Below are 22392 nucleotides of genomic sequence, written 5' to 3' on the forward strand. Positions count from 1 at the left end.
TGAAAACACGCATGGCATAATCGTCCGCTCAGCATGGTCTATGTATCGATAACGGATCAAACGCGACATGCATCACTTGCGTCGAGGCATCATCGGGAAGATAAGCGGGTTCGCGGCGATATGCGCGATCCTGCTGCTCTCGCTCGCGCCCGTCGCATCGCAGGCGTTCGAACATGCGCGCATCGAATCGATGCTCGCTTCCGTGTGCGCCGCCGATGCACGCACATCGCACGATTCGCATCCGGTCGATCACGACGCCGTTGGTCATTTTCAGGTGTGCGCTTATTGCGATCTCATCGCGCACGCACCGACGCCGCCGGTATCGCTCGATCGAACCTTCTGCGCGTTCCCGTCAAACGAAACATTCGCCGACGCCACCTTCGACGATGCGCCGCGCCGTGAGCTGCTCAGCGCCGCGCAACCGCGCGCCCCGCCCGCCTTCGCCTGATTCACGCTCCTACGCATGGACTTCGTTCATCGCACCGCGCGAGATGAAGTCCGTCATTCGCACGCAGCAAACATTGCTCGACAAGCCAGCGGCTTCGAGCACGCAAGGAACCATCATGCTTTCATCATCGATCATGCGCGGCGCGCTCGCGCTGGCGTTCTTCGGCTCGGCACAGCTCGCGCTCGCGCATGCATTGCCGAAGGTGCAACAGCCCGGACCCGGCGCGACCGTCAGCGCGCCGCACGAAGTCGCGATCGACTTCGGCGAAGCGCTCGAACCGACCTTCAGCAAGCTCATCGTCACCAATGCTCAGGGCACGCAGATCAACACCGCGAAATCCACCGTCGATGCCAGCGACAAGAAGCACATGAGCGTCGCGCTTCCCGATCTCGCGCCGGGCGTCTACAAGGTGCAATGGACCGCGGTCGCAGCGGACGGGCATCGCACGCAAGGTCACTACAACTTCATCGTCAAGTGAGAACGCAATGAAAAAAATCGCTGTACTCGTGGGCACCCTCGCCTGCGCATCGCTCGCACAGGCCGCGACGCTCGAAGCCCGCGATTGCTGGATTCGCGCGATGCCGCCGAACCTGCCGTCATCGGGCTACTTCACCGTCGCCAATAACGGCGACAAGCCCGCGACGCTCACGGCCGCGGCGACGCCCGCATTCGGCATGGCGATGATGCACAAGTCCGAGAGCAAAAGCGGCACGGCCACGATGTCGCCGGTCGATTCCGTCGATGTCCCCGCGCACGGCACGCTGAGCTTCGCGCCGAAGGGCTATCACCTGATGCTAGAAGAGCCGCCCAAGCCGCTCAAGGTCGGCTCGACGATTCTCCTCACCCTTTCGTTCGCGGACAAGTCCACGCTCGACGTGAAATGTGAAGTGAAGTCACCCGCGACCGTCGGTCACTGAACTCACGCCTCCGAAATGCAAAGCGCACCGGGTGTTTAGCCCGGCGCGCTTTTTTATCGACTGTGCCGCATCACCTCACGGCCTGCTGAACATGTCCATGATCTGCTTGCGTTCGTCGGTCGTGACTTGCGGTGTCGGCGGCGCCTGCATGCCCGCCGGTCCGACGCCGCCCATCGTGGTCGCATCGCCCGCCATCGGATTGGTGTTGTCGAGCCCGATGCTCGCCACGAAGCCCGCTCCCGGCGTGCGGTCGGCGTAGAACAATTCGCCGTCCACGGTCGTGATGCCATCGGGCTTCGCCATCTGCTCCTGCGGAATGCCGCGCAGCGCACGTCCCATGTACTCGACCCAGATCGGCAACGCGAGCTGCGCGCCGAACTCACGGCTGCCGAGCGTCTTGGGCTGGTCATAGCCCATCCACGCAACCGCGACGAGCTGCTTCTGATAGCCGGCGAACCAGCCATCCTTCGCGTCGTTGGTCGTGCCGGTCTTGCCTTGCAGGTCGTTGCGCTTGAGCACATTGGTGCCCGAGCCGGTGCCCTGCGTCGCGACCGTATGCAGCAGGCTGTTCATGATGTACGCGTTGCGCGGCTCCAGCGTCTGCGGCGCGTTGCTGCCGGCCATGAGCGGATTGGCGCGCGAGATCACGGTGCCGCGCGCATCGGCGACGTCGGCGATGAGATACGGATTGATGCGATAGCCGCCGTTCGCGAACACCGAATACGCGCCGCTCAGTTGCAACGGCGTGACAAGGCCGGCGCCGAGCGCGAGCGGGAGATAAGGCGGCGTCTTGTCCTTGTCGAAGCCGAACTTCTGCGTGACGAAGTCCTGCGCGTAGCCCGTGCCGATATACGACAGAATGCGGATCGACACCAGGTTCTTCGACTTCTGCAAGCCGGTGCGCATCGACATCGGGCCGTCGGGCTGGTCGTCGTCCTTCGGTTCCCACGCATCGCCGCCGCCCGCCGCGGGGAAGTACAGCGGCGCATCGTTGATGATGGTCGCCGGTCCGAGACCCTTGTCGAGCGCCGCCGAATAGATGAACGGCTTGAAGCTCGAACCCGGCTGACGCCAGGCCTGCGTGATGTGATTGAACTTGTTCTTGTTGAAGTCGAAGCCGCCGACGAGCGCGCGGATCGCGCCATCCTGCGGCGTCATCGAAACCAGCGCGCCCTCGACCTGCGGCAGTTGCGTGATCTGCCAGTTGCCCTTGTCGTCCTTCGCGAGGCGCACGATCGAACCCGGCTTGATCGCAAGCGCCTTCGACGCATTGTTGCGCAATCCCGCCGCCACGAAGCGCAGTCCTTCGCCCGCGATGGTCGCGGTATCGCCGCCGACGAACTGCGCCGTCACCTGCTTCGGGCTCGCGGCCGTCACGACCGCAGCGACGAGTTCGCCGTTGTCCGGATGATCGACGAGCGCGTCTTCGATCGCCTCGGCGCGGTCGTCCGCGTTCGACGGCAGATTGATGTTGCCCTCCGGCCCGCGATAGCCATGCCGGCGCTCGTAATCCATCACGCCCTTGCGCACGGCCTTGTACGCGGCGTCCTGATCGGCGGAATCGATGGTCGTCGTCACCGTGAGTCCGCGCGTGTACGTTTCCTCCTTGTACTGAGCGTACATCATCTGCCGCACCATTTCCGCGACGTATTCCGCATGCACGCCGTACTCGGTGCCCGCGGACTTCGTGTGGATATCCTCGGCGATCGCCTGATCGTACTGTTCGCGCGTGATGAAGTTCAGGTCCAGCATGCGCTTGAGAATGTATTGCTGACGCACCTTCGCGCGCTTCGGATTGACGACCGGGTTATACGCCGACGGCGCTTTCGGCAGACCCGCGAGCATCGCCGCTTCGGCGAGCGAGATGTCCTTCAGATCCTTGCCGAAGTACACGCGTGCCGCAGCCGAAAAGCCGTAGGCGCGCTCGCCGAGATAGATCTGATTCATATAGACCTCGAGAATCTGATCCTTCGTCAGCGCGCGCTCGATCTTGTACGCGAGCAGCATTTCATAGATCTTGCGCGTGTACGTCTTCTCGCTCGACAGAAAGAAGTTGCGCGCGACCTGCATCGTGATCGTGCTCGCGCCCTGCGATGCGCCGCCGTGCGTCAGATCGGTCACGCCCGCGCGCAGGATGCCCACGAAGTCGACGCCGCCGTGATCGTAAAAGCGGTAATCCTCGATCGCGAGGACCGCCTTTTTCATCTGGTCGGGGATGTCCTGAAAGCGCACGAGGCTGCGCCGCTCTTCGCCGAACTCGCCGATCAGCACGTGATCGGCGGTATAGACGCGCAGCGGCACCTTCGGCCGGTAGTCGATCAGCGCATTGAGCGACGGCAGGTTCGGCCCCATGACGACGAGCGCATAGCCGACGATGAGCGCGCCGATCACGACGCCGATCGCAGCGAGCCCCGCGAACCAGAGCGCGATGCGCGCGAAGGGCGAACGGCCTCGGCCGCCGCCGTTGCGATCGTTACGGCCGTTTCCGCCATTGCGCCCGCCGCCGTCGCGGCCGCCCGAGTCATTGCGTGAGTCGTTGCGAGAGTCGTTCCAGCGGGGTTCGCGATCGTATCGCGAGGATTTGGATGAGTCGGGTCGTTTGATGATAGGCATGACTGGGTTCGTTCGGCGCGCCGTGAAGCGCGCGCTGCCGAGCTGCGATGCGATGCGCCGAAGCCCTGGCGCTACTGCAAAGGCGGGACGAGTGAATGTGCGGGCCGGTATCGACCGAAGATAACAGCGCATTTTAAAGAATTCGCGGGCGCCACTACAAAACCAGCGGGAATTTTTTGTAAGTAAATGCCCGCGCGCCGCCGGAACGCGCGTGAATGTTGGGTTACCCACAGAAAGTGTTGAGAGCCTTGTGGACAACCGTATGAGAAAATATCCAAGTCGTTGATCGCGCGCCGTTTTTGCGCAATGCTCAAACGCATGGGATGCGCGGTGGTTCACACGCACGGCCGCCCGCAAACCGATATGATGGTTGAGTGGATCGCAGGTTCCCCGGAACAGGTCGGGTGGGCCTGCAGTAACGATGTCGTGCCGTTTGATGAACCGAAGTCGCGATCGTCCCATACGATTGCCTTACTGTTTGCGAGCCGCTCATGACGACCAAACCCAGCGAACGCATCGTTGTTTTCGTGACCCCCGCGCAGAAGCTGGCCATCAGCAAGACAGCGGACAACCTCGGCATCAGCGTGAGCGAGCTCATGCGGCGCGCGGTGCTGAACTTCAACGCGACGAGCGAGCAGATCAAGGTCGCGGGCATCGTCGATCGTCTGCGTGCGCCGAAAGCCCCCGATGCGCTCAACGCCGCGCTGAAGAGCGTCGCCGCGAAAGCCGCCGCGCGCGAGGCCCGCGAAGCGGCGGCGAGCGCAACCAAGCGGGCGGCGCAGGCGCGTACGGTTTCTCAAGCTCAGCAAGCCCAATCTGAAGAGGATGCCGAGCACGACACGGATCAGGGCGACGATGCCTCGCTGACGGACGACACGCGTTCCGAACGCTAGCCGCCGCTGCCGTAGTCCGCTTCTTCGGCACGGCGCATCGTTACACTCCTTAACCTTCCGTTAAGTCCCGATTAAGTCACGGCATGATCTAATGAGCGGGTAAACCCGGCGTGAGCGTGAGGCTCACGACGCTTGCAATCCCGCGCATTGCGCCTCACATTCGAGCCGCGTGGCACGCAGGTGGGCGCGCACGCCGCCGTCTTCATCCAGGAGAAATACATGTCGCTTTTCGATTCCATCACGCGCACGGTCAGAGGCCTCTTGAACGACGCCGCCGACACCATGCAGGACCCTTCGCGCGACGCACGCCAGATCGTGCGCGAGCTCGACGACAGCATCGCGAAGGCGGAGAACTCGCTCATCGAGATCGAAGCGCAGGTCGCGACGCAGCAAAGCAAGCGCGACGCAGCAGCCGACAAGGCGAAGAAGTACGAAGACGGCGCGAAGCGCGCGCTTCAGTCGGGCGATGAAAGTCTCGCGCGCGAAGCACTCGCGGCGCAGTCGAACGCCGAAACCGAACGCGACGCGCTCGCGGCGGAACTGCAAACGCTCGTGCCCTCGGTCGAGCATCTGAAAAAGCAGATCGCGGACATGCGCCAGCGCCGCAACGATCTCAACGCGCGCTCGAATATTCTTCAGGCCAAGCAGCAGATCGCGCAGGCGAAGGACACGGCGGCTACCGCGCTGGGCGGCATCGGCGGAAAAAATCTTTCCGAAGACTTCCAGAAGCTCGAAGACAAGGTTCAACTCGCCAACGCCCGCTCGGACGCGCGTCTGAATTCGGCGGACCAGAACTCCGGCAAGGCGCTCGAGGACAAGCTCGCCGCGCTCAATCGCGGGCCATCGGTGGAAGATCGTCTCGAAGCGCTGAAGAAGCAGTTGAATACGCCGGCGCAGTAAGTGCTGCATCTGAAAGGCGGCGGCGCGCGGCGAACTTCCGGGTCCGCCGCGCGTCGCACGAATATGCGTTACCTTGAGCATCACGACTTGCATCACCCGTTTGCAGCATCGACAGGAGACGGACGTTCATCGCGTCCGGCCCGCATCATGAAAAAGACTTTGACGGCTCTGGCGTTGTCGCTGTCGCTCGCTTCTCCGCTCGCGTTCGCCGTGCCGACCGCGCAGCAGGTCGAGCAGTCGATGACGCAGGGCAACTGGCAACAGGCCGACTCCCAGTTGAGCGAAGTGCTCAGCGCGCATCCGAAGAACGCGCATGCGCACTACCTGTATGCACAGGTGCTCGACCGCGAGGGCCGCTATAGCGACGCGCTTTCGCAGCTTCAGCAGGCGAAATCGCTCGATCCCTCGCTGAGCTTCACCGATCCATCGCGCTTCGCCGCTACGCAGGCCCGCATCCAGGCCGATGCGACGCGCGCGAGCATCTCGCCGCGCTCGAACAACGGCGCAACTACTTCGAGCGCGCAGAATCCGTTCAATCAGGAACAGGCGTCCGCCGCGCCGCAAAAGCACGGCATCGGCATGGGCGCGTGGATCGGTTTCGCGCTGCTGATCGCGGCGATCGCGCTCGTGCTGCGCTGGGGCTTGCGACGTGCCCGCGCACGTGACGACGGTCAGGCCGAGAACGACCGCCGCTCGCAGATCAAGCGCGCGACCGAGCTGCTCAACGACGTGCGCACGCTCAAGCTCGACGTCCGGCTCTCCACCGCGCCGGGTCACGAGGCGCTCCTTAAAGATGTCGAAGGCGCGGAGACGCAGTTGCGCGAGATGGTCGAGTCGCTATCGAACTCGAAGAATCCGGTGCCGCCGTATGCGATCGAAGATCTGGCGAATCAGGTCGCAAGTTTGAAGGCACGCGCCGAGGGCCGTCCCGATCCGAACGCCGCGAACAACGCTCAAGCGGGTGCGGCGGCCGGCTCGCCGTATGCGCAGGAAGCCGAGCGTTTCGGACGTGGCCAGCAGCAGTATCCGCAGCAAGGGCCCTATCCGCCTTATCCGCCGCAGCAGGGGCAGCAACCGCCCGTCATCATTCAGCAAGGCGGCGGCGGATTCGGCGGCGGCATGGGCGGACTGCTCACCGGCGTGTTGCTGGGCGAAGCGCTGTCGCATGGGCGCGATCGCGTGATCGAGCGCGAAGTGCCTGTCGATCGCCCGGCGCAAAACGACAATGGCGGTCTCGACTTCGGCAACAACACCAACGGCGGCGGCCTCGATTTCGGCAACGGCTCGAACGACTGGAACGATGGCAGCGGCGGCGGAGGCCTAGACCTCGGCAGCAGCGACGACAGCTGGCGCGATTCCTGACCCTGCCGCTTGTCGCGCACGCATGATCGAGGGCCCCGTTTGCGCGGGGCCCTTTTCGTTACGGCGTGGAGAATTGGCGCATCAGCCGCCGCCGAGAAAACGCAACAGGCCCCACAGAAACTTGAAGAAGCCGACGATGAATTCCCAGATGCGTTCGAGCTGATCCCAGCTCGCGACGTGCAGAATGGCGTGCAGGATCATGCCGTCGGCGCAGCGCGGCCTTCGATGAGCGCGCGTTCATGCGTGAATGAAACAGGCATCGTGGAAAAAAGAAGGCGGCTCGCGCCGCCTCCTGTCTCTAGTGCAAAGAATCGCATGATACCCGGTCGCGCATGACGGCCCGTCGACGCGAGCTTCAGCCTTCCGCTTTCTTCTCGTCGCTTTCGGGCGGCGCTTCGTCCGTCAGCGCTTCCTCCAGACGCTTGAAAATCCGCCTCGTCGCGCCGCGCGGCTGAAGCGCGAACAACAGCAGCGAGCGCCCCGTCACCTGATACACGTCGTCCGAACCGAACTCCGGCAATTCCTCGCGGATCGGCGCATTCGTGTCGATCAGACAGATCCATTCGTCGGGGCCCGGAATATCGGGCAGCGTGAAATCGACCACGTCGTGATACGCGTTCACGATCAGCAAAAGCGTTGCGTCCGACGCCGGCTTGCGGATGCCGGTCGCCTGCGCGCGGCCGTCGAAGACGATCGCGAAGCAGCGCATGTTCGGATCGTCCCATTGCTCCTGCGTGAGCTCGTCGCCGGTCGTGCCGAGCCATCTGACGTCGGCAACCTGCAAGTCCTCGTTGTATTCGCCCGTGAGGAAGCGCTGGCGCCGCAGCACAGGCAGCGTGTGACGCAGCGTCGTCAGTTTGCGCACGAACTCGGCGAGCGCGCGGCCATCGTCGTCGAGGTCCCAGTTCACCCAGCTGATGTCGTCGTCCTGGCAGTACGCGTTGTTGTTGCCCTTCTGCGTGCGGCCGAATTCGTCGCCAGCGAGCAGCATCGGCGTGCCTTGCGAGAACAGGAGCGTCGCGAGCATGTTGCGCTTCTGGCGTTCGCGCAGCGTGCGGATTTCCGCGTCGTCCGTCGGGCCTTCGGCGCCGCAGTTCCACGACTTGTTGTCCGAATGGCCGTCGTTGTTATCCTCGCCGTTCGCCTCGTTGTGTTTTTCGTTGTACGACACGAGATCGTTCAGCGTGAAACCGTCGTGCGCGGTGATGAAATTGACGCTCGCCCACGGCCTGCGTCCGCGCTTGTTGAACTTGTCGCCCGATGCGGTGATGCGCGTCGCCAGTTCCGGCGCGACGCCTTCGTCGCCCTTCCAGAACTCGCGCACCGTGTCGCGATAGCGATCGTTCCATTCCGCCCAGCCCGGCGGAAAGCCGCCGACCTGATAGCCGCCCGGCCCGCAATCCCACGGCTCCGCGATGAGCTTGACGCTCGACAGAATCGGGTCCTGCCGGCAACTGTCGAGAAAGCCGCCGCCTTCGTCGAAGCCGTACGGCTCGCGGCCGAGGATCGTCGCGAGGTCGAAGCGGAAACCGTCGACATTCATCTCCGTCACCCAGTAGCGCAGGCTGTCGGTGACCATCTGCAGCACGCGCGGATGCGAGAGATTGAGCGTGTTGCCCGTGCCGGTATCGTTGATGTAGTAGCGCGATTCCTCCGGCATGAGCCGGTAGTACGACGCATTGTCGATGCCGCGGAACGACAGCGTCGGCCCGCGCTCGTTGCCTTCGGCGGTGTGGTTGTACACGACGTCGAGAATCACTTCGAGGCCGGCTTCGTGCAGCCGGTCGACCATCTCCTTGAACTCGGCGACGACGCCCGGCCCGCGCGCGAAATAGCGCGGATCGGCAGCGAAAAAGCCGATCGTGTTGTAGCCCCAGTAATTCGTGAGGCCCTTGTCGAGCAGATAACTGTCGTTGACGAACGTATGGATCGGCAACAGTTCCACCGATGTCACGCCGAGGCTCTTGATGTACTCGACCACCTCCTTCTGCCCGAGCCCTTCGAAGGTGCCGCGCATGTGCTCGGGAATCGCCGGATGCAGCTTCGTGTAGCCGCGCACGTGCGTCTCGTAGAAGATCGTGTGTTCCCACGGGACGCGCACGCGCGTCGCGTGCGTCCAGCTGAAGGTCTGATCGATGACCTGACACTTCTGCATGAAAGGCGCGCTGTCGCGTTCGTCGAAGGTGAGATCGTCGCCTTCGGCGTCGAGCGTGTAGCCGAACAAGGCCGGATCCCATTGCAGCGTGCCGACGTGCGCCTTCGCGTAAGGATCGAGCAGCAGCTTGTTCGGATTGAAGCGATGTCCCGCTTCCGGTTCGTAAGGACCGTGCACGCGATAGCCGTAGACCGCGCCGGGTTCGAGCCCGTGCACGTAGACGTGCCAGACTTCATCGGTGTATTCGGGCAGCTCGATGCGCTGCGTTTCCTTCTCGCCCTTCTCGTCGAAGAGACACAGCTCGACCTTGGTCGCGTTCGCGGAAAAGAGCGCGAAATTGACGCCCTTTCCGTCCCAGTTAGCGCCGAGCGGAAACGGGGAGCCTTCGGCAATGCGGATTTCGTTCGGCATGAGATGATGTGTTCGAATGGTTGACGCGCGCTGCGTCGGAATCGTGCGTTGGCATTGCGGGGCTTCAAGCCGATCGTAAGGAGCATTTAGCGTGCCCGTTTGCGCTGTGTCGGCGCGCCGCTTGCTTCATACCTTCCGCGACATCCGACGCCTCATGCTCGCCACGCGCCGCGTGTAAAACGTTCCGTGCCCGACGCTCCCCGGCACGTTCGACGCACGCGCCCATCGCCGAAGGAGAATACGCCTTGTCCACACGCCCAGCTTCCGCGACGTCGAATTCACCGCTCAACGGCACCGCCGAAGAAAGCCGTGCGACCGGCCGCGCGTTGCGCGACGCGGTTCCGTTCGACGCCCACGGCGCGTGGTCGCCTGAGCACGACAGGCCCGATCCCGTCGAGCGCGTGCTCGCGGGCAACGCAGGCCGGCAGGAGCGGCTTATTCCGCTGCGCATGCAGCGCATGGCCGAGTCGCCATTCGCGTTCCTGCGCGGCTCCGCGACCGTGATGGCGTGGGATCTGGCGAAGTCCCCGTCGATCGGGCACAACGTCATCATCGACGGCGATGCGCACGTCAATAATTTCGGCCTTTTTCGCACGCCGCGCCAGGACGTCGTGTTCGATCTGAACGACTTCGACGAAACGCTAGTCGGTCCCTGGGAATGGGATCTGAAGCGCCTGACCGCGAGCATCAACGTGGCGGCGCGCGAGAACGGCGTCGACGCCGCCGGGCGCGAGCGCGCGGTGCGCTCGGCATGTGCCGCGTATCGCACGACGATGGCCGATCTCTGGCAAGTGAGCCCCTACGATCTCTGGCAGATGCGCTCCTACGCGAGCGCGTTGCACATGGACGCCCCGACCAAGCTCGACGCCGACGAAAAAGCGACCATCGAAAAGACCGTCGAGCGCGCGATGAAGCGCTCGCACGCGACGATGCTCGCGAAAGTCGCGGAACCTGTCGGCAAGAGCTATCGCTTCAAGGTCGATCCGCCGATCCTCACGAGTCTCGACGCCGCCGAAAAAAATCATGTGATCGATGGCCTGAAGGCGTATCTGCAGACCATCGCGGGCGAATGGCGCATGATGCTCGAGCGCTACGACGTCGTGGATGTGGCGCATCGCGTCGTCGGCGTGGGCAGTGTCGGCACGCGCGCGTATCTCGTGCTGATGCTCGGGCGCGCGCTCGGCGATCCGCTTTTCATTCAGGTGAAGGAAGGCATCGTGCCCGCCGCCGCGCCCTTCGTGCCGCCGCTCGACGAACCGTATCGGCATCAGGGACGGCGTGTCGTGCATGGCCAGCGGCTTTTGCAGAGTTCGTCGGACGCGCTGCTCGGCTGGACGACCATATCCGGCCGCGATTTCTACGTACGACAGATGAAACAGATTCGCGGCTCGATTCCCATGGACTGGCTGCACGGCGCCACCTTCGATTTTTACGCGTGGTGTCTCGGCCTCCTGCTCGGCCGGGCCCACGCGCGCACGGGCGACGCCGCGCTCATCGCGGGGTATTGCGGCAACTCGGATCGACTCGACGCGGCCTACGCGAGCTGGGCTGAGCGCTACGGCGCGCAGACAGTCGCCGATCACGCCGCCTTTTGCGCGGCGATCAGCGTGGGCCGCGTGCCTGCCGCATGATGATCGCGGGCGTGCGCGATTTTCGGCACGCGGGCGGTCCGCAGTCGAATTGACTATCATTGACGCTGTCCGCGATGAAACACTTCGCTGCGCGTTTCGCGGATGTCTCAATGGCATAGCCCTTGCTGCCGCTTTGGCCCGCACAACCGTCTAACTCAAACTGGAGGAAGCCGCGCATGAGCATGATCGAAGAATTCAAGAACTTCGCCCTGAAGGGCAACGTCATGGACCTCGCGGTCGGTGTCATCATCGGCGGCGCATTCTCGACGATCGTGAACTCCGTCGTGAAGGATCTGATCATGCCGGTCGTCGGTCTTGCCACCGGCGGCCTGGACTTTTCAAACCTATTCGTAAAACTCGGACAGATACCGCCAACCTTCAAGGGCAATCCGGATTCGTACAAGGACTTGCAGACGGCGGGCGTCGCCGTGTTCGGCTACGGCTCGTTCATCACGACGCTGATCAACTTCATCATCCTCGCGTTCATCATCTTTCTGATGGTCAAGTTCATCAACAATCTGCGCAAGCCTTCCGAAACCACGCCGCCGCCCGCGACGCCGGAAGACGTGCTGCTGCTGCGCGAAATCCGCGACGAACTCAAGAACGCGCCGCGCGTCTAGCCGGGCAAACCCGCTCGAAACGGGCGGAACCCGTGCGATGCGCATGGGTCTGCCCAAAGAGTCACCCCGCACGCTTGGTGCGCCCACCCGCTTTTTTCTTTACGAAAGCTGTTCGCGCGGGTAGCAGCGGGACTATTATTGGGATAGATGCTCAGAGGGATGCCAAGCGGGCCGCCAAACGGTCATCGGCACGAATCATGCGCCAGGAACGTGCACCGGCGTTTTGCCGGTCACAATGACGAATGGCCCGATTCACCGTGACCTAATCACATCGATGCGCTATAAAAGATCGACGTGCGGCGCGCAAGACGGGAGTGGCCGCATGAGGACGCTGCGTTTCTTGCAATTCTTTTTCAGGCGAGTTTTTATGTCCTTCCCGAAAAAGCGTAAGCGCGTGAAGGCCGATGGCGACGAGTCTTTTCTCGCCGTGCTGCGGCATTTCAAGCCATTTGGTCAGCTCGACACGAAGATTGCCCGAGCTCGCGCCCAGGATGAACCGGTGCTGTACGCGCATGTCCTGCCGGGGCTCGATGTTCTTCTGTGCAGCGTGCGCGGCGCCCAGCCGCCGTACCCGGCCATCGACGAGCTGCACAGGCGTTGTGTCGAATCGATCACCAATGCGCTCGAGCAGCCACTCGACGGACTGGAGAACGGCGGTTACTGGTACGAGGCGAACGGCTTTGGTTTCCTCGTGTTCGCGAGCCGCGCCCGAACGCAGATCCTGAGCGAATTCGGCGCGACGGTTTCGGCGCGCAGGCGTCGCGGCACGCGCCGTCAGGACGCGGGCGATGCTGCCTCACGGCCGCTGCGTTGATCCTTCTCTGAGCTTTCCTGTTTGTCCCCGATGCATGCGGGCCTCGTGAACGAGGCCTCGCGTGCCGTTGTCTGCGCATCGACGTGCTTCGCGCAAACCCCGACTACTCCCGTAAGCGTTCCTGTCCTTTAATGGAAGCCACGCGCGAAAGCGTGATGGCGCGTGCCTTGCTGCATCGGAAGACATCCCCTTGAGGGACTACAAGGAGAACACCATGTCGGAACACGTCTACAAGCAGATCGAATTGACCGGCTCATCGCCGCAATCGAGCGATGACGCCGTGCGCGTCGCGCTCGAGAAGGCGTCGAAAACGCTGCGCAACATGCACTGGTTCGAAGTGGTGGAAACACGAGGACACATCGATGATGGCAAGGTCCTGCACTGGCAGGTGACGATCAAGGTGGGACTGCGTATCGATTGATGGCGGCGCCCCCGCGAGCCGGGGGTGGGCTTTTGGCCGATCCCGTTGGCGTTCGATGATGGATGCGTGCATGCCGGGGCCGGCTTTTTGCCGGATCCCGTTTTCGCGTCGGTCTATTAGCTCTGCCCCTGTGCGGGGCGGCAGTCACTTTCTTTGCTGCTGCAAAGAAAGTAACCAAAGAAACAGCTATCCCCAGCCTAAGCACTTCAAACCGGCCGCGGCACAGGCGATTGGCTGAATGGCCCGGCAGTAGCGAGTGCCCGCACAAGCAGACAAGGGCTTGGACCGCGCACGGTCTGACACATCGCGCCACAGAACAAACTGGTTCAGCACCAAATAGCTCCGGCCCGCTTCGCGGCCGATGGGTCAATCGGGTGCGCGCGGGCTTCTTCGATGGTTTCCCTCGCGTACCCGACGGCAGCGCGTAGCGCTGTGCCGAAGCTATTTCGTGCTGAACCAGCTCGCTAAAACATTTGGTGCGGCAGACCGTGCGCGAGCCAAGCCCGATTGGGCCTGTGAGGGCGACACTTAGGCGAGGGCCACCGCGGGCTGGCAAGCATGGCCAACGTGCGTGTGACCGCGGGCTTGGACGAGCTGCTTTCTTTGCCTACTTTCTTTGCAGCAGCAAAGAAAGTAGGTGCCGCCCCGCACAGGGGCAGTGCTAATAAACCGACACGATCACGGGATCAATCGCAAAAAAACTTACTTCGGCAACGACCCGTCGACCCCCTCGACATACCAATTGATCCGCTGCAGTTCCGGATCGGAAAGCGTCTTGCCCGCCGGCACCTTCTCCGCGCCTGACTGATCCTTGATCGGACCACTGAACACATCCCACTTGCCCGTATGCAGTTCGTCACGCTTCGCGGCAACCGCCTGCACCGCCTTCGCGGGAATCGCGCCAGTGTTCAAATCTTCGAGATCGACAGCCTTCTGCGGAATGCCGAGCCACACCGGATCGTTCTTCCACTTGCCGTCGAGCACTTGCTGGATCACCGTGTTGTAGTACACGCCCCAGTGCGCGACCACCGAGCCCAGATGCGCGCTCGGGCCAAACTTCTTCATGTTCGAATCCCAGCCGAACGCGAAGACTTTCTTCTCGGCGGCGGTATTGAGCGTCGCATTCGAATCCGTGTTCTGCAGCAGCACGTCGGCACCCTGCCCGATCAGCGTTTCGGCAGCCTGCTTTTCCTTGCCCGGATCGAACCAGCTATTGATCCAGATGACCTTCGTATGGACCTTCGGGTTCACGGAGCGCGCGCCCATCGTGTAGGCGTTGATGTTGCGCACGACTTCCGGAATCGGCACCGACGCGACGAAGCCGAGCGTGTTGGTCTTCGTCACGTAGCCCGCGGCGACGCCCGCCAGATACGCGCCCTGATACATGCGCACGTCATAGGTGCCGAAGTTCTTCGCCTTCTTGAAGCCCGTTGCCGTCAGGAAGATGGTGTCCGGGAAATCCTTCGCGACCTTCAGCGCGAAATCCTGATAGCCGAAGCTCGTCGCGAAGATGACCTTGTTGCCCTTGTTCGCGAGATCGCGGAACACGCGCTCCGAATCCGCCGACTCAGGCACGTTCTCCACGCGCGTGATCTTGATCTTGCTGCCGAACTTCGCTTCGGCTTCCTTGCTGCCCGCATCGTGCGCGAAGGTCCAGCCCGCATCGCCCGGATTGCCGAGATAGACGAACGCGACGCCCGGCGCATCCGCTGCCCGCGCGCTCAGGGCCGCGACGGTGGCGGACAATGCGACCGTCGCGGTGATCGCCTTCAGCCATGGTTTATTCATTGTGATTCTCCTGGTCGATGTTGTGTGAAGCGGTCATGCAGCCCCGCGTCAGTTTGGTCGGTCAAAAATGAGAGCGAAACCGCGATGCTGCGCGAGAACAACAGCATCAGCTCGCCGCGAAAAACGGCTTGCCGAGCGATGCGGGCGCGTTGAGCTTGATCGTGTTCGGGTTGCGCGAGATGAGCACGAGCACGACGATCGTTGCGATATACGGCAGCATCGCGAGGAATTGCGTCGGTACGGGCACGCCGATCGCCTGCGCGTAAAACTGCAGCGCCATCACCGCGCCGAAGAGCAGCGCACCGATCAGCAGGCGGCCCGGCCTCCAGGTCGCGAACACGACGAGCGCAAGCGCAATCCAGCCGCGGCCCGAAGTCAACTGTTCCTGCCAGACGTGCAGATAGACGATCGAGTAATAGCCGCCCGCGATGCCGGCCATCGCGCCGCCGAAGAGCGTCGCGCCATAACGCACGCCGACGACCGGAAAGCCCACCGCATGCGCGACCGCGGGCGATTCGCCGACCGAGCGCAGCACGAGCCCCGCGCGCGTCTTGTAGAGGAACCAGCCGATCACGCCGAACATGATGAACGCGAGATAGCCGAGCGGCGTGAGCGAGAAGATCGCGGGGCCGAGCACGGGAATGTTCGCGAGGCCGGGAAGCGGCATCACGTCGATGCTCGCGCGCACCGCCGCCGACGTATACGGCTTGCCGACATACGCCGAAAAGCCGATGCCGAAGATCGTCAGCGACAGGCCCGTCGCGACCTGATTGGCGAGCATCGTGATGGTGAGAAAGCCGAACAGCAGCGCCATCGCGAGTCCCGCGAACACGGACGCGACGATGCCCAGCCACGGACTTCCGGTGATCGCGGTGACGGCGTAGCCGGTGACGGCGCCCATCAGCATCATCCCTTCGACGCCGAGATTCAGGACGCCCGATTTTTCCGCGACGAGTTCGCCCGCGCCCGCGTACATCAGCGGGATGGCGGCGATCACGGCGCTCGACGCGAGGTTGCTGGCCTGATTGATGTCCATTTTTATTGCCTCGTCATGCGGCGTGATGCGCAGGCGTCCTGCGCTTGATGCGGTAATTCACGAACAGGTCGCAGCCGAGCAGGCAAAAGAGCAGCAAGCCCTGAAACACGCCCGCGAGCGCTTGCGGCAATTGCAGCGAGGTCTGCACGGCTTCGCCGCCGAGATACAGGAGCGCCATCAGCAGGCTCGCGAGCACGATGCCCACCGGATGCAGACGTCCCACGAACACGACGATGATCGCCGTGAAGCCGTAGCCCGGCGACCAGCCCGCCTGAAGCTGGCCGATCGGACCGGCCACTTCGCCCATGCCGGCAAGGCCCGCGAGGCCGCCGGACAAGAGCAGCGATGTCCAGATCGTTTTCTTGTCGGAGAAACCGGCGTAGCGCGCGGCGAGCGGTGCAAGACCGCCGACGTTCATCCGGAAGCCCGCGAAGCTCTTGCGCATGAAGAGCCACACGCACGGAATCGCGATCGCCGTCAGAAACACCGACGCGTTGATGCGCGTGCCCTTGAGCCACGCCCAGTGCCAGTCGCCGTAGAGACGCGGGAACAGCGCATCGTCGCCGAACATCGCCGAGATCGGGAAGTTCATGCCTTCCGGGTCGCGCCACGGGCCGCTCACCAGATAGATCAGCAATTGCGCCGCGACGTAGGTGAGCATCAGGCTCGTCAGGATTTCGTTGGTGTTGAAGCGGCTCTTCAGCAGCGCGGGAATCCCCGCCCACACCATCCCGCCGATGACGCCGCCCGCCATCATCAGCGGCAGCGTCCACCAGCCGGAAGCATCGCCGACATGGATCGCGATGCCGCCCGCGACGATGCCGCCGAGCAGCATCTGCCCTTCCGCGCCGATGTTCCACACGTTCGCGCGATAGCCGACCGCGAGCCCGAGTCCGATCAGACACAACGGCGACGCTTTCAGCACGAGCTCGGACCAGCCGTTGACGCTCGACAGCGGCTCGATGAAGAACGCGTGCATCGCGCGCAACGGGTCCTGGCCGACGAGACTGAAAATCAGAAAGCCGATGACGAGCGTCGCGACGGCGGCAACCACCGGCACCGCGAGCTGCATGGCGCGCGAGGGCGTCGGGCGCGCTTCGAGTCGATAGGGGAAGATCATCGTGCTTAATGCTTCAAGAGAGAGTCGGGTTCGGCGGCGGGCGCGGACTTGCCTTCGAAAAGGCCGGCCATGAAGAGGCCGACTTCCTCCGCGTTGGTTTCGCTCGTCTTGCGCACCGGCGAGAGCTTGCCGCGCGCGATCACGGCGAGCCGGTCGCAGATGTCGAAGAGTTCTTCGAGCTCCTCGGAAATGACGAGGATGGCCACGCCCCGCGCCGACAGATCGAGCAGTTGCTGGCGGATGAAGCCCGCCGCGCCGACATCGACGCCCCAGGTCGGCTGCGCGACCACGAGCACCTTCGGCTCCTGAAGAATCTCGCGCCCGACGATGAACTTCTGCAGGTTGCCGCCCGACAGGCTCTGCGCGAGCGCATCGCTGCCGCCGCAGCGCACGTCGAACGACTTGATGCAGCGCTCGGCGAACGACTTCACCGTGCCCGATCTGATCCAGCCGCCGCGCACCATGTTTTCGCGATGCGCGGTGAGCAGACCGTTATCGGCGAGGGACATCGCCGGAACCGCGCCGCGCCCGAGGCGTTCCTCGGGCACGAACGCGAAGCCGAGCCGGCGTCGTCCGCCCGCGGTCAGACGCGCGGCGGACTTGCCGCAGATCGAGACGGCATCGGGCGCGACGTGACGGTCGCGGATTTCGCCCGAGAGCGCCGCGAGCAGTTCCGCCTGTCCGTTGCCCGACACGCCCGCGATGCCGAAGATCTCGCCCGCGTGCACGGAAAACGAGACGTTCTCCAGCGATGTGCCGAACGGATCGGGGCTCGCCACCGACAGGTTCTTCACCGCGAGCCGCACCTCGCCCGGATTGTGCTCGCGGCGCGTGTAGTCGGGTAGCGAATGGCCGACCATCAGTTGCGCGAGCGATGCCTGCGTTTCCTTGCGCGGATCGACGTTGCCGGTCACGCGCCCGCCTCGCATCACGGTGGCGTTTTCGCAGAGCGACTGGATTTCGTCGAGCTTGTGGCTGATGTAGAGAATGCTGCAACCTTCGGAGGCGAGGCGTCGCAGCACCTTGAAGAGTTTCTGCACGGCCTGCGGCGTGAGCACCGAGGTCGGCTCGTCCATGATGAGCAGACGCGGATTCTGCAGCAGGCAGCGCACGATTTCCACGCGTTGCCGCTCGCCGACGGTGAGGCTGTGCACGTGCCGCTGCGGATCGACATCGAGGCCGTAGTCCTTCGACACTTCGCGGATGCGTTTGCCGAGCGCCTTCATGTCGAACTTCTCGTCGAGCGCGAGCGCGATGTTCTCGCCGACCGTAAGCGTCTCGAACAGCGAGAAGTGCTGAAACACCATGCCGATGCCGAGCTTGCGCGCGGCGGCCGGGCTGCCGATCTCGACCGTTTCGCCCTGCCAGCGGATTTCGCCTTCATCCGGGCGCACCGCGCCGTAGATGATTTTCATCAGCGTGGATTTGCCCGCGCCGTTCTCGCCGAGCACGGCGTGAATTTCCCCCGGCATGACGACGAGATTCACGCCGTCGTTCGCCTTGACGGACGGATACTGTTTGCTGATACCCGACAACGCCAGGCGCGGTGGCGTCATCGACGTGGAAATGGCGTCGCCCATTGAAATCCAGAAATGCGCCTGGCCACCGAGCAGACCGGGCTGGAAAAGTTACCGCTCACGAGCGCGTGACACGGCGGTGTCGCACAAACTCATATCGCGGGCAGAATTTACAGAATTCGGGACGCTAAGTCGATAACTCAAAATTATGTGTTGCGTACCGCTAAAGCCAGTGTTTGCGGGTAAGCCACACCTTGACGAAATTTTTACGTCATATTAAAAATGATATGTTGCACCCCCGCATCGATCAGCCAGAACATATAGTGGAGATAACATGAGTCAGCAACGCGAGGCGATCGATACGTATCTGTTACGCGTCTTGCATACCCTCTTGATGGAACGCAGCGTGACGCGTGCGGCCGTCAAGCTCAATCAGTCGCAACCCGCCATCAGCGCCGCCTTGCGCCGGTTGCGCGATATCACCGGCGACCCGTTGCTCGTGCGCGGCAAGTCCGGCATGGTGCCGACCGAATATGGTCTGCGCCTGCTCGAACCTACGCAGAACGCGCTGCGCGAAATCGAGCGCATCAAGGTCCAGCAGCACAACTTCGATCCTTCGACGTCGGTGCGGTGCTATCGCATCGGCTGTCCCGACTATCTGAACGTGCTGTTCGTGCCGACCGTCGTCGAACGATTCCGGCAGGCTGCGCCCGACGCGACGCTCGAGTTCCATTCGCTCGGCCCCGCGTTCGATTACGAGCTGGCGCTCGAGGACGGCAAGCTCGATATCGTCGTGGGCAACTGGCCCGAGCCGCCCGAACAGTTGCACCTCTCCAATCTGTTCGTCGACAAGATCGTGTGTCTCGTCAGCAATCAGCATCCGTTCGCCAAGCGCGGCGGGCTCACGCTCGATCAGTACCTGAACGCGCCGCATCTCGCGCCGACGCCCTATTCCGTCGGGCAGCGCGGTGCGATCGACGTGCATCTTGCGCGGGAGCGTTTGAAGCGTCATGTCGTCGTTACGTTGCCGTACTTCAATCTCGCGCCTTATGTGTTGATCAAGTCGGATCTCGTCTTCACGACGACGCGGCTTTTCGCGGACCATTACGCGCGGTTTCTGCCGCTCGCGGTCGTGCCGGCGCCGCTCGATTTCCCGCCGATGCAGTATTACCAGTTGTGGCATGAGCGGTGTCATTATTCCGATGAGGTTCGCTGGCTGCGGGGGCTCGTCGCCGAGGCGACGCGGTCGTTGATCGATCAGCCTTGATGTTGCTTTTGGTTTTTCGCTCGCTTGTCTTTGCGTTCGTTCGTGAAACCTGTTTTCGCGTCGGTCTATTTGCTCTGCCCCTCCCCGGGGCGGGGGTCACTTTCTTTGCTGCTGCAAAGAAAGTAACCAAAGAAACAGCTTTCCCCAGCCTAAGCACCTCACACCGGCCGCGGCACAGGCAATTGGCCTAATGGCCCGGCAGTAGAGAGTGCCCCCACAAGCAGACAAGGGCTTGGACCGCGCACGGTCCGACCCATCGCACCACACAACAAACTGGTTCAGCACCAAATAGCTCCGGCCCGCTTCGCGGCCGATGGGTCAATCGGGTTTGCGCACGCTTCTTCGATGGTTTCCCTTGCATACCCAACGGCAGCGCGTAGCGCTGTGCCGGAACTCTTTGGTGCTGAACCAACGCGCCAAAACATTTAGTGCGGCAGACCGTGCGCGAGCCAAGCCCGGATGGGCCTTCGAGGGCGACACTTAGGCGAGTGCCGCCTGCGGCTGGCAAGCATGGCTAACGTGCGTGTGACCGCGGGCGGTGAGAAGCTGCTTTCTTTGGTTACTTTCTTTGCAGCAGCAAAGAAAGTGACCCCCGCCCCGGGGAGGGGCAGTGCTAATAGACCACCGCGAACTCAGGCCATCCATAGAAGCCGAAAAGCAAGCCCCCGCCCAAACCGAACCCTCACAAACCCGAAGCCTCAACCAGCCCCCGCGCCAGGCGATTATGGCGCTCCACCACCGCGCCCAAATCGACCGTCGTCAACCGCCCATCCTTCACCACGATCTTCCCATCGATAACACTCGTCGACACCTGCGACGGCGCGCAGAACACCAGCGCCGCCACCGGATCATGCAACGCGCCCGCAAACGCCGTCTGCGAAAGATCGAACGACACGAAATCCGCCGCCATCCCAGGCGCGAGCGCGCCGATATCATCGCGATTGAGCACTTTCGCGCCACCGAGCGTCGCGATTTCAAGCGCCTCACGCGCCGTCATCGCATCCGGACCGAACCCGACACGCTGCAAAAGCAGCGCCTGCCGCACTTCCGCGACCATCTGCGCGCCATCGTTCGACGCCGAGCCGTCCACGCCGATACCAACCGGCACGCCCGCATCACGCATCGCGCGGATCGGCGCGATGCCGGATGCCAGCCGCATGTTCGAGCAGGGACAATGCGCGACGCCCGTTCCCGTGCGCGCGAACAGTTCGATGCCCGGCTTGTCCAGTTGCACGCAGTGCGCATGCCACACGTCATGCCCGACCCAGCCGAGGTCCTCGGCATATTCCGCGGGCGTCATGCCGAATTTCTCGCGGCTGTACGCGACATCGTTCACGTTCTCGGCCAGATGCGTGTGCAGCGACACGCCGTATTCGCGCGCAAGCAGCGCCGCGTCGCGCATCAATTCGCGGCTCACCGAAAACGGCGAGCAAGGCGCGACGACCACGCGCAGCATCGCGTAGCGGCCTTCGTCGTGATACGTCTCGATCAGGCGCTGCGAGTCCTTCAGAATCGCGTCCTCCTTTTCGACGACCGAATCGGGCGGCAAGCCGCCATCCCTCTGTCCCACGCTCATGCTGCCGCGCGCCGCATGAAAACGCATGCCGATTTCGCGCGCCGCCGCGATGCTGTCATCGAGCCGGCTGCCGTTCGGATAGATATACAGATGGTCGCTCGACGTCGTGCAGCCGGAAAGCAGCAGCTCGGCCATCGCGGTCTTGGTCGAGATGTCGATCATGTCGGGCGTGAGATGCGCCCAGATCTTGTAGAGATTCGTGAGCCAGCCGAACAACTCGGCGTTTTGCGCCGCGGGAATCGCCCGCGTCAGGCTCTGATACATGTGATGGTGCGTGTTGACGAGGCCCGGAATCACGAGATGGCCGCGCATGTCGAGCACCTCGTCGGCGGTTTGCGGCAATTCGCTCGTCGGTCCCGCCTGCACGATCCGGTTGTCTTCGATATACATGCCGCCGTCGCGAATTTCACGGCGCTGCTCGTCCATCGTGACGAGCATGTGAGCGTTTTTGACCAAAAGACTGCGTGGCATCTGCGTTATCTCCAGAGACGGTAAGGGAACCAGTAAAAGCCCCGGTTACCCAGCGTCTGCCGCCGTCTTCGGGACGCGGCAAATATCCATCGATACTGCGCGCACCGCCACTGTCCGCAATCAAAAAATCGGACGCAATCAGACTGCCGTCATAGTCGTCTTCACGGCGGCGATATATTCCCGATTTTTGGCGCGGGTAGCATCGCCGGAAGAGTCGTCGGGAAGCCGCCGGGAACGTCGGCGAACCCTTTGCGGCAAGGCTTACGCGCCGCTGTCATGCGTTGGGCATTATCTTTCCTATCGCGGGCGCACAGCGCGTCTCAAATTCCTACAATGCTGTACACGGCGCGCATCTGAAACGCCGACGGGTATGTAGCCACTGACGTGGAGCCTCGATCCGCCGCAGACGCACTGACGTTTCAAGGTGCCGAA

Annotated in this window: 17 protein-coding genes and 1 pseudogene; 11 read left to right on the forward strand and 7 right to left on the reverse strand. The window is 63.0% G+C overall.

Annotated features, from left to right (window positions below; all coding sequences use genetic code 11):
• The first annotated feature begins 67 nt into the window (after window positions 1-67).
• The 3 genes from ACEN42_RS08770 (at window position 68) to ACEN42_RS08780 (ending at window position 1365) form a co-directional block, all read left to right on the forward strand.
• Window positions 68-448, forward strand: coding sequence for a DUF2946 domain-containing protein (locus ACEN42_RS08770; RefSeq protein ID WP_371879726.1), 381 nt, complete (start codon window positions 68-70; stop codon window positions 446-448).
• Between the two features lie 115 nt (window positions 449-563).
• Window positions 564-926 carry a copper resistance protein CopC gene (locus tag ACEN42_RS08775; protein ID WP_371879727.1) on the forward strand — a complete coding sequence of 121 codons (363 nt, stop codon included), beginning with the start codon at window positions 564-566 and terminating at the stop codon, window positions 924-926.
• Between the two features lie 7 nt (window positions 927-933).
• The gene (locus tag ACEN42_RS08780) at window positions 934-1365 is read left to right on the forward strand and encodes a copper chaperone PCu(A)C (protein WP_371879728.1); all 432 of its coding nucleotides are present in this window, start codon (window positions 934-936) and stop codon (window positions 1363-1365) included.
• Window positions 1366-1440: 75 nt separating this feature from the next.
• Here ACEN42_RS08780 and ACEN42_RS08785 read toward each other — a convergent pair whose 3' ends face one another.
• Window positions 1441-3978 (reverse strand): penicillin-binding protein 1A, encoded by a 2538-nt coding sequence (locus tag ACEN42_RS08785; protein ID WP_371879729.1) that lies wholly within the window; start codon window positions 3976-3978, stop codon window positions 1441-1443.
• Between the two features lie 491 nt (window positions 3979-4469).
• Between ACEN42_RS08785 and ACEN42_RS08790 the strand changes: the two are divergent.
• The 3 genes and pseudogenes from ACEN42_RS08790 to ACEN42_RS08800 all read left to right on the forward strand — a co-directional run.
• Window positions 4470-4698, forward strand: a pseudogene (locus ACEN42_RS08790) (hypothetical protein); the annotation flags it as partial.
• A gap of 392 nt (window positions 4699-5090) precedes the next feature.
• Window positions 5091-5771: a PspA/IM30 family protein gene (locus tag ACEN42_RS08795; protein WP_238293806.1), complete on the forward strand. Its 681-nt coding sequence runs from the start codon at window positions 5091-5093 to the stop codon at window positions 5769-5771.
• A 147-nt stretch (window positions 5772-5918) separates the two neighbouring features.
• A complete protein-coding gene (locus ACEN42_RS08800; RefSeq protein ID WP_371879730.1) occupies window positions 5919-7133 on the forward strand; it encodes a tetratricopeptide repeat protein in 1215 nt (404 codons plus the stop codon).
• 355 nt (window positions 7134-7488) lie between these two features.
• On the opposite strand, the gene glgX is transcribed toward ACEN42_RS08800, so the two are convergent.
• Window positions 7489-9699, reverse strand: a complete 2211-nt coding sequence (glgX, locus tag ACEN42_RS08805; RefSeq protein WP_371879731.1) for a glycogen debranching protein GlgX — start codon at window positions 9697-9699, stop codon at window positions 7489-7491.
• A gap of 245 nt (window positions 9700-9944) precedes the next feature.
• On the opposite strand from glgX, the gene ACEN42_RS08810 reads away from it, so the two are divergent.
• From ACEN42_RS08810 to ACEN42_RS08825, 4 genes are all read left to right on the forward strand, one after another.
• The gene (locus ACEN42_RS08810; RefSeq protein ID WP_371879732.1) at window positions 9945-11330 is read left to right on the forward strand and encodes a DUF2252 domain-containing protein; all 1386 of its coding nucleotides are present in this window, start codon (window positions 9945-9947) and stop codon (window positions 11328-11330) included.
• 176 nt (window positions 11331-11506) lie between these two features.
• On the forward strand, window positions 11507-11950 hold the full coding sequence (mscL, locus tag ACEN42_RS08815; RefSeq protein ID WP_035498832.1) for a large conductance mechanosensitive channel protein MscL: 444 nt from the start codon (window positions 11507-11509) through the stop codon (window positions 11948-11950).
• A gap of 322 nt (window positions 11951-12272) precedes the next feature.
• Window positions 12273-12764, forward strand: coding sequence for a hypothetical protein (locus ACEN42_RS08820; protein ID WP_035498834.1), 492 nt, complete (start codon window positions 12273-12275; stop codon window positions 12762-12764).
• A gap of 214 nt (window positions 12765-12978) precedes the next feature.
• Window positions 12979-13185: a dodecin gene (locus ACEN42_RS08825; protein ID WP_035498835.1), complete on the forward strand. Its 207-nt coding sequence runs from the start codon at window positions 12979-12981 to the stop codon at window positions 13183-13185.
• 702 nt (window positions 13186-13887) lie between these two features.
• Here ACEN42_RS08825 and ACEN42_RS08830 read toward each other — a convergent pair.
• From ACEN42_RS08830 to ACEN42_RS08845, 4 genes are all read right to left on the reverse strand, one after another.
• On the reverse strand, window positions 13888-14973 hold the full coding sequence (locus ACEN42_RS08830) for a BMP family ABC transporter substrate-binding protein (RefSeq protein WP_187604874.1): 1086 nt from the start codon (window positions 14971-14973) through the stop codon (window positions 13888-13890).
• A 106-nt stretch (window positions 14974-15079) separates the two neighbouring features.
• Window positions 15080-16009: an ABC transporter permease gene (locus ACEN42_RS08835; protein ID WP_238210485.1), complete on the reverse strand. Its 930-nt coding sequence runs from the start codon at window positions 16007-16009 to the stop codon at window positions 15080-15082.
• Between the two features lie 13 nt (window positions 16010-16022).
• Window positions 16023-17129 (reverse strand): ABC transporter permease, encoded by a 1107-nt coding sequence (locus ACEN42_RS08840; RefSeq protein WP_238295850.1) that lies wholly within the window; start codon window positions 17127-17129, stop codon window positions 16023-16025.
• Between the two features lie 5 nt (window positions 17130-17134).
• Window positions 17135-18709, reverse strand: a complete 1575-nt coding sequence (locus tag ACEN42_RS08845; RefSeq protein WP_371879733.1) for an ABC transporter ATP-binding protein — start codon at window positions 18707-18709, stop codon at window positions 17135-17137.
• A gap of 271 nt (window positions 18710-18980) precedes the next feature.
• Here ACEN42_RS08845 and ACEN42_RS08850 point away from each other — a divergent pair, with 271 nt between their 5' ends.
• The gene (locus tag ACEN42_RS08850) at window positions 18981-19913 is read left to right on the forward strand and encodes a LysR substrate-binding domain-containing protein (RefSeq protein ID WP_035498841.1); all 933 of its coding nucleotides are present in this window, start codon (window positions 18981-18983) and stop codon (window positions 19911-19913) included.
• Window positions 19914-20595: 682 nt separating this feature from the next.
• Here ACEN42_RS08850 and ACEN42_RS08855 read toward each other — a convergent pair.
• Entirely contained in the window at window positions 20596-21960 is a 1365-nt protein-coding gene (locus ACEN42_RS08855) for an 8-oxoguanine deaminase (RefSeq protein ID WP_371879734.1), read from the reverse strand.
• Window positions 21961-22392: the final 432 nt, after the last annotated feature.

This window comes from Caballeronia sp. S22, from assembly GCF_964261745.1.
Taxonomy (GTDB): Bacteria; Pseudomonadota; Gammaproteobacteria; order Burkholderiales; family Burkholderiaceae; genus Caballeronia; species Caballeronia jiangsuensis.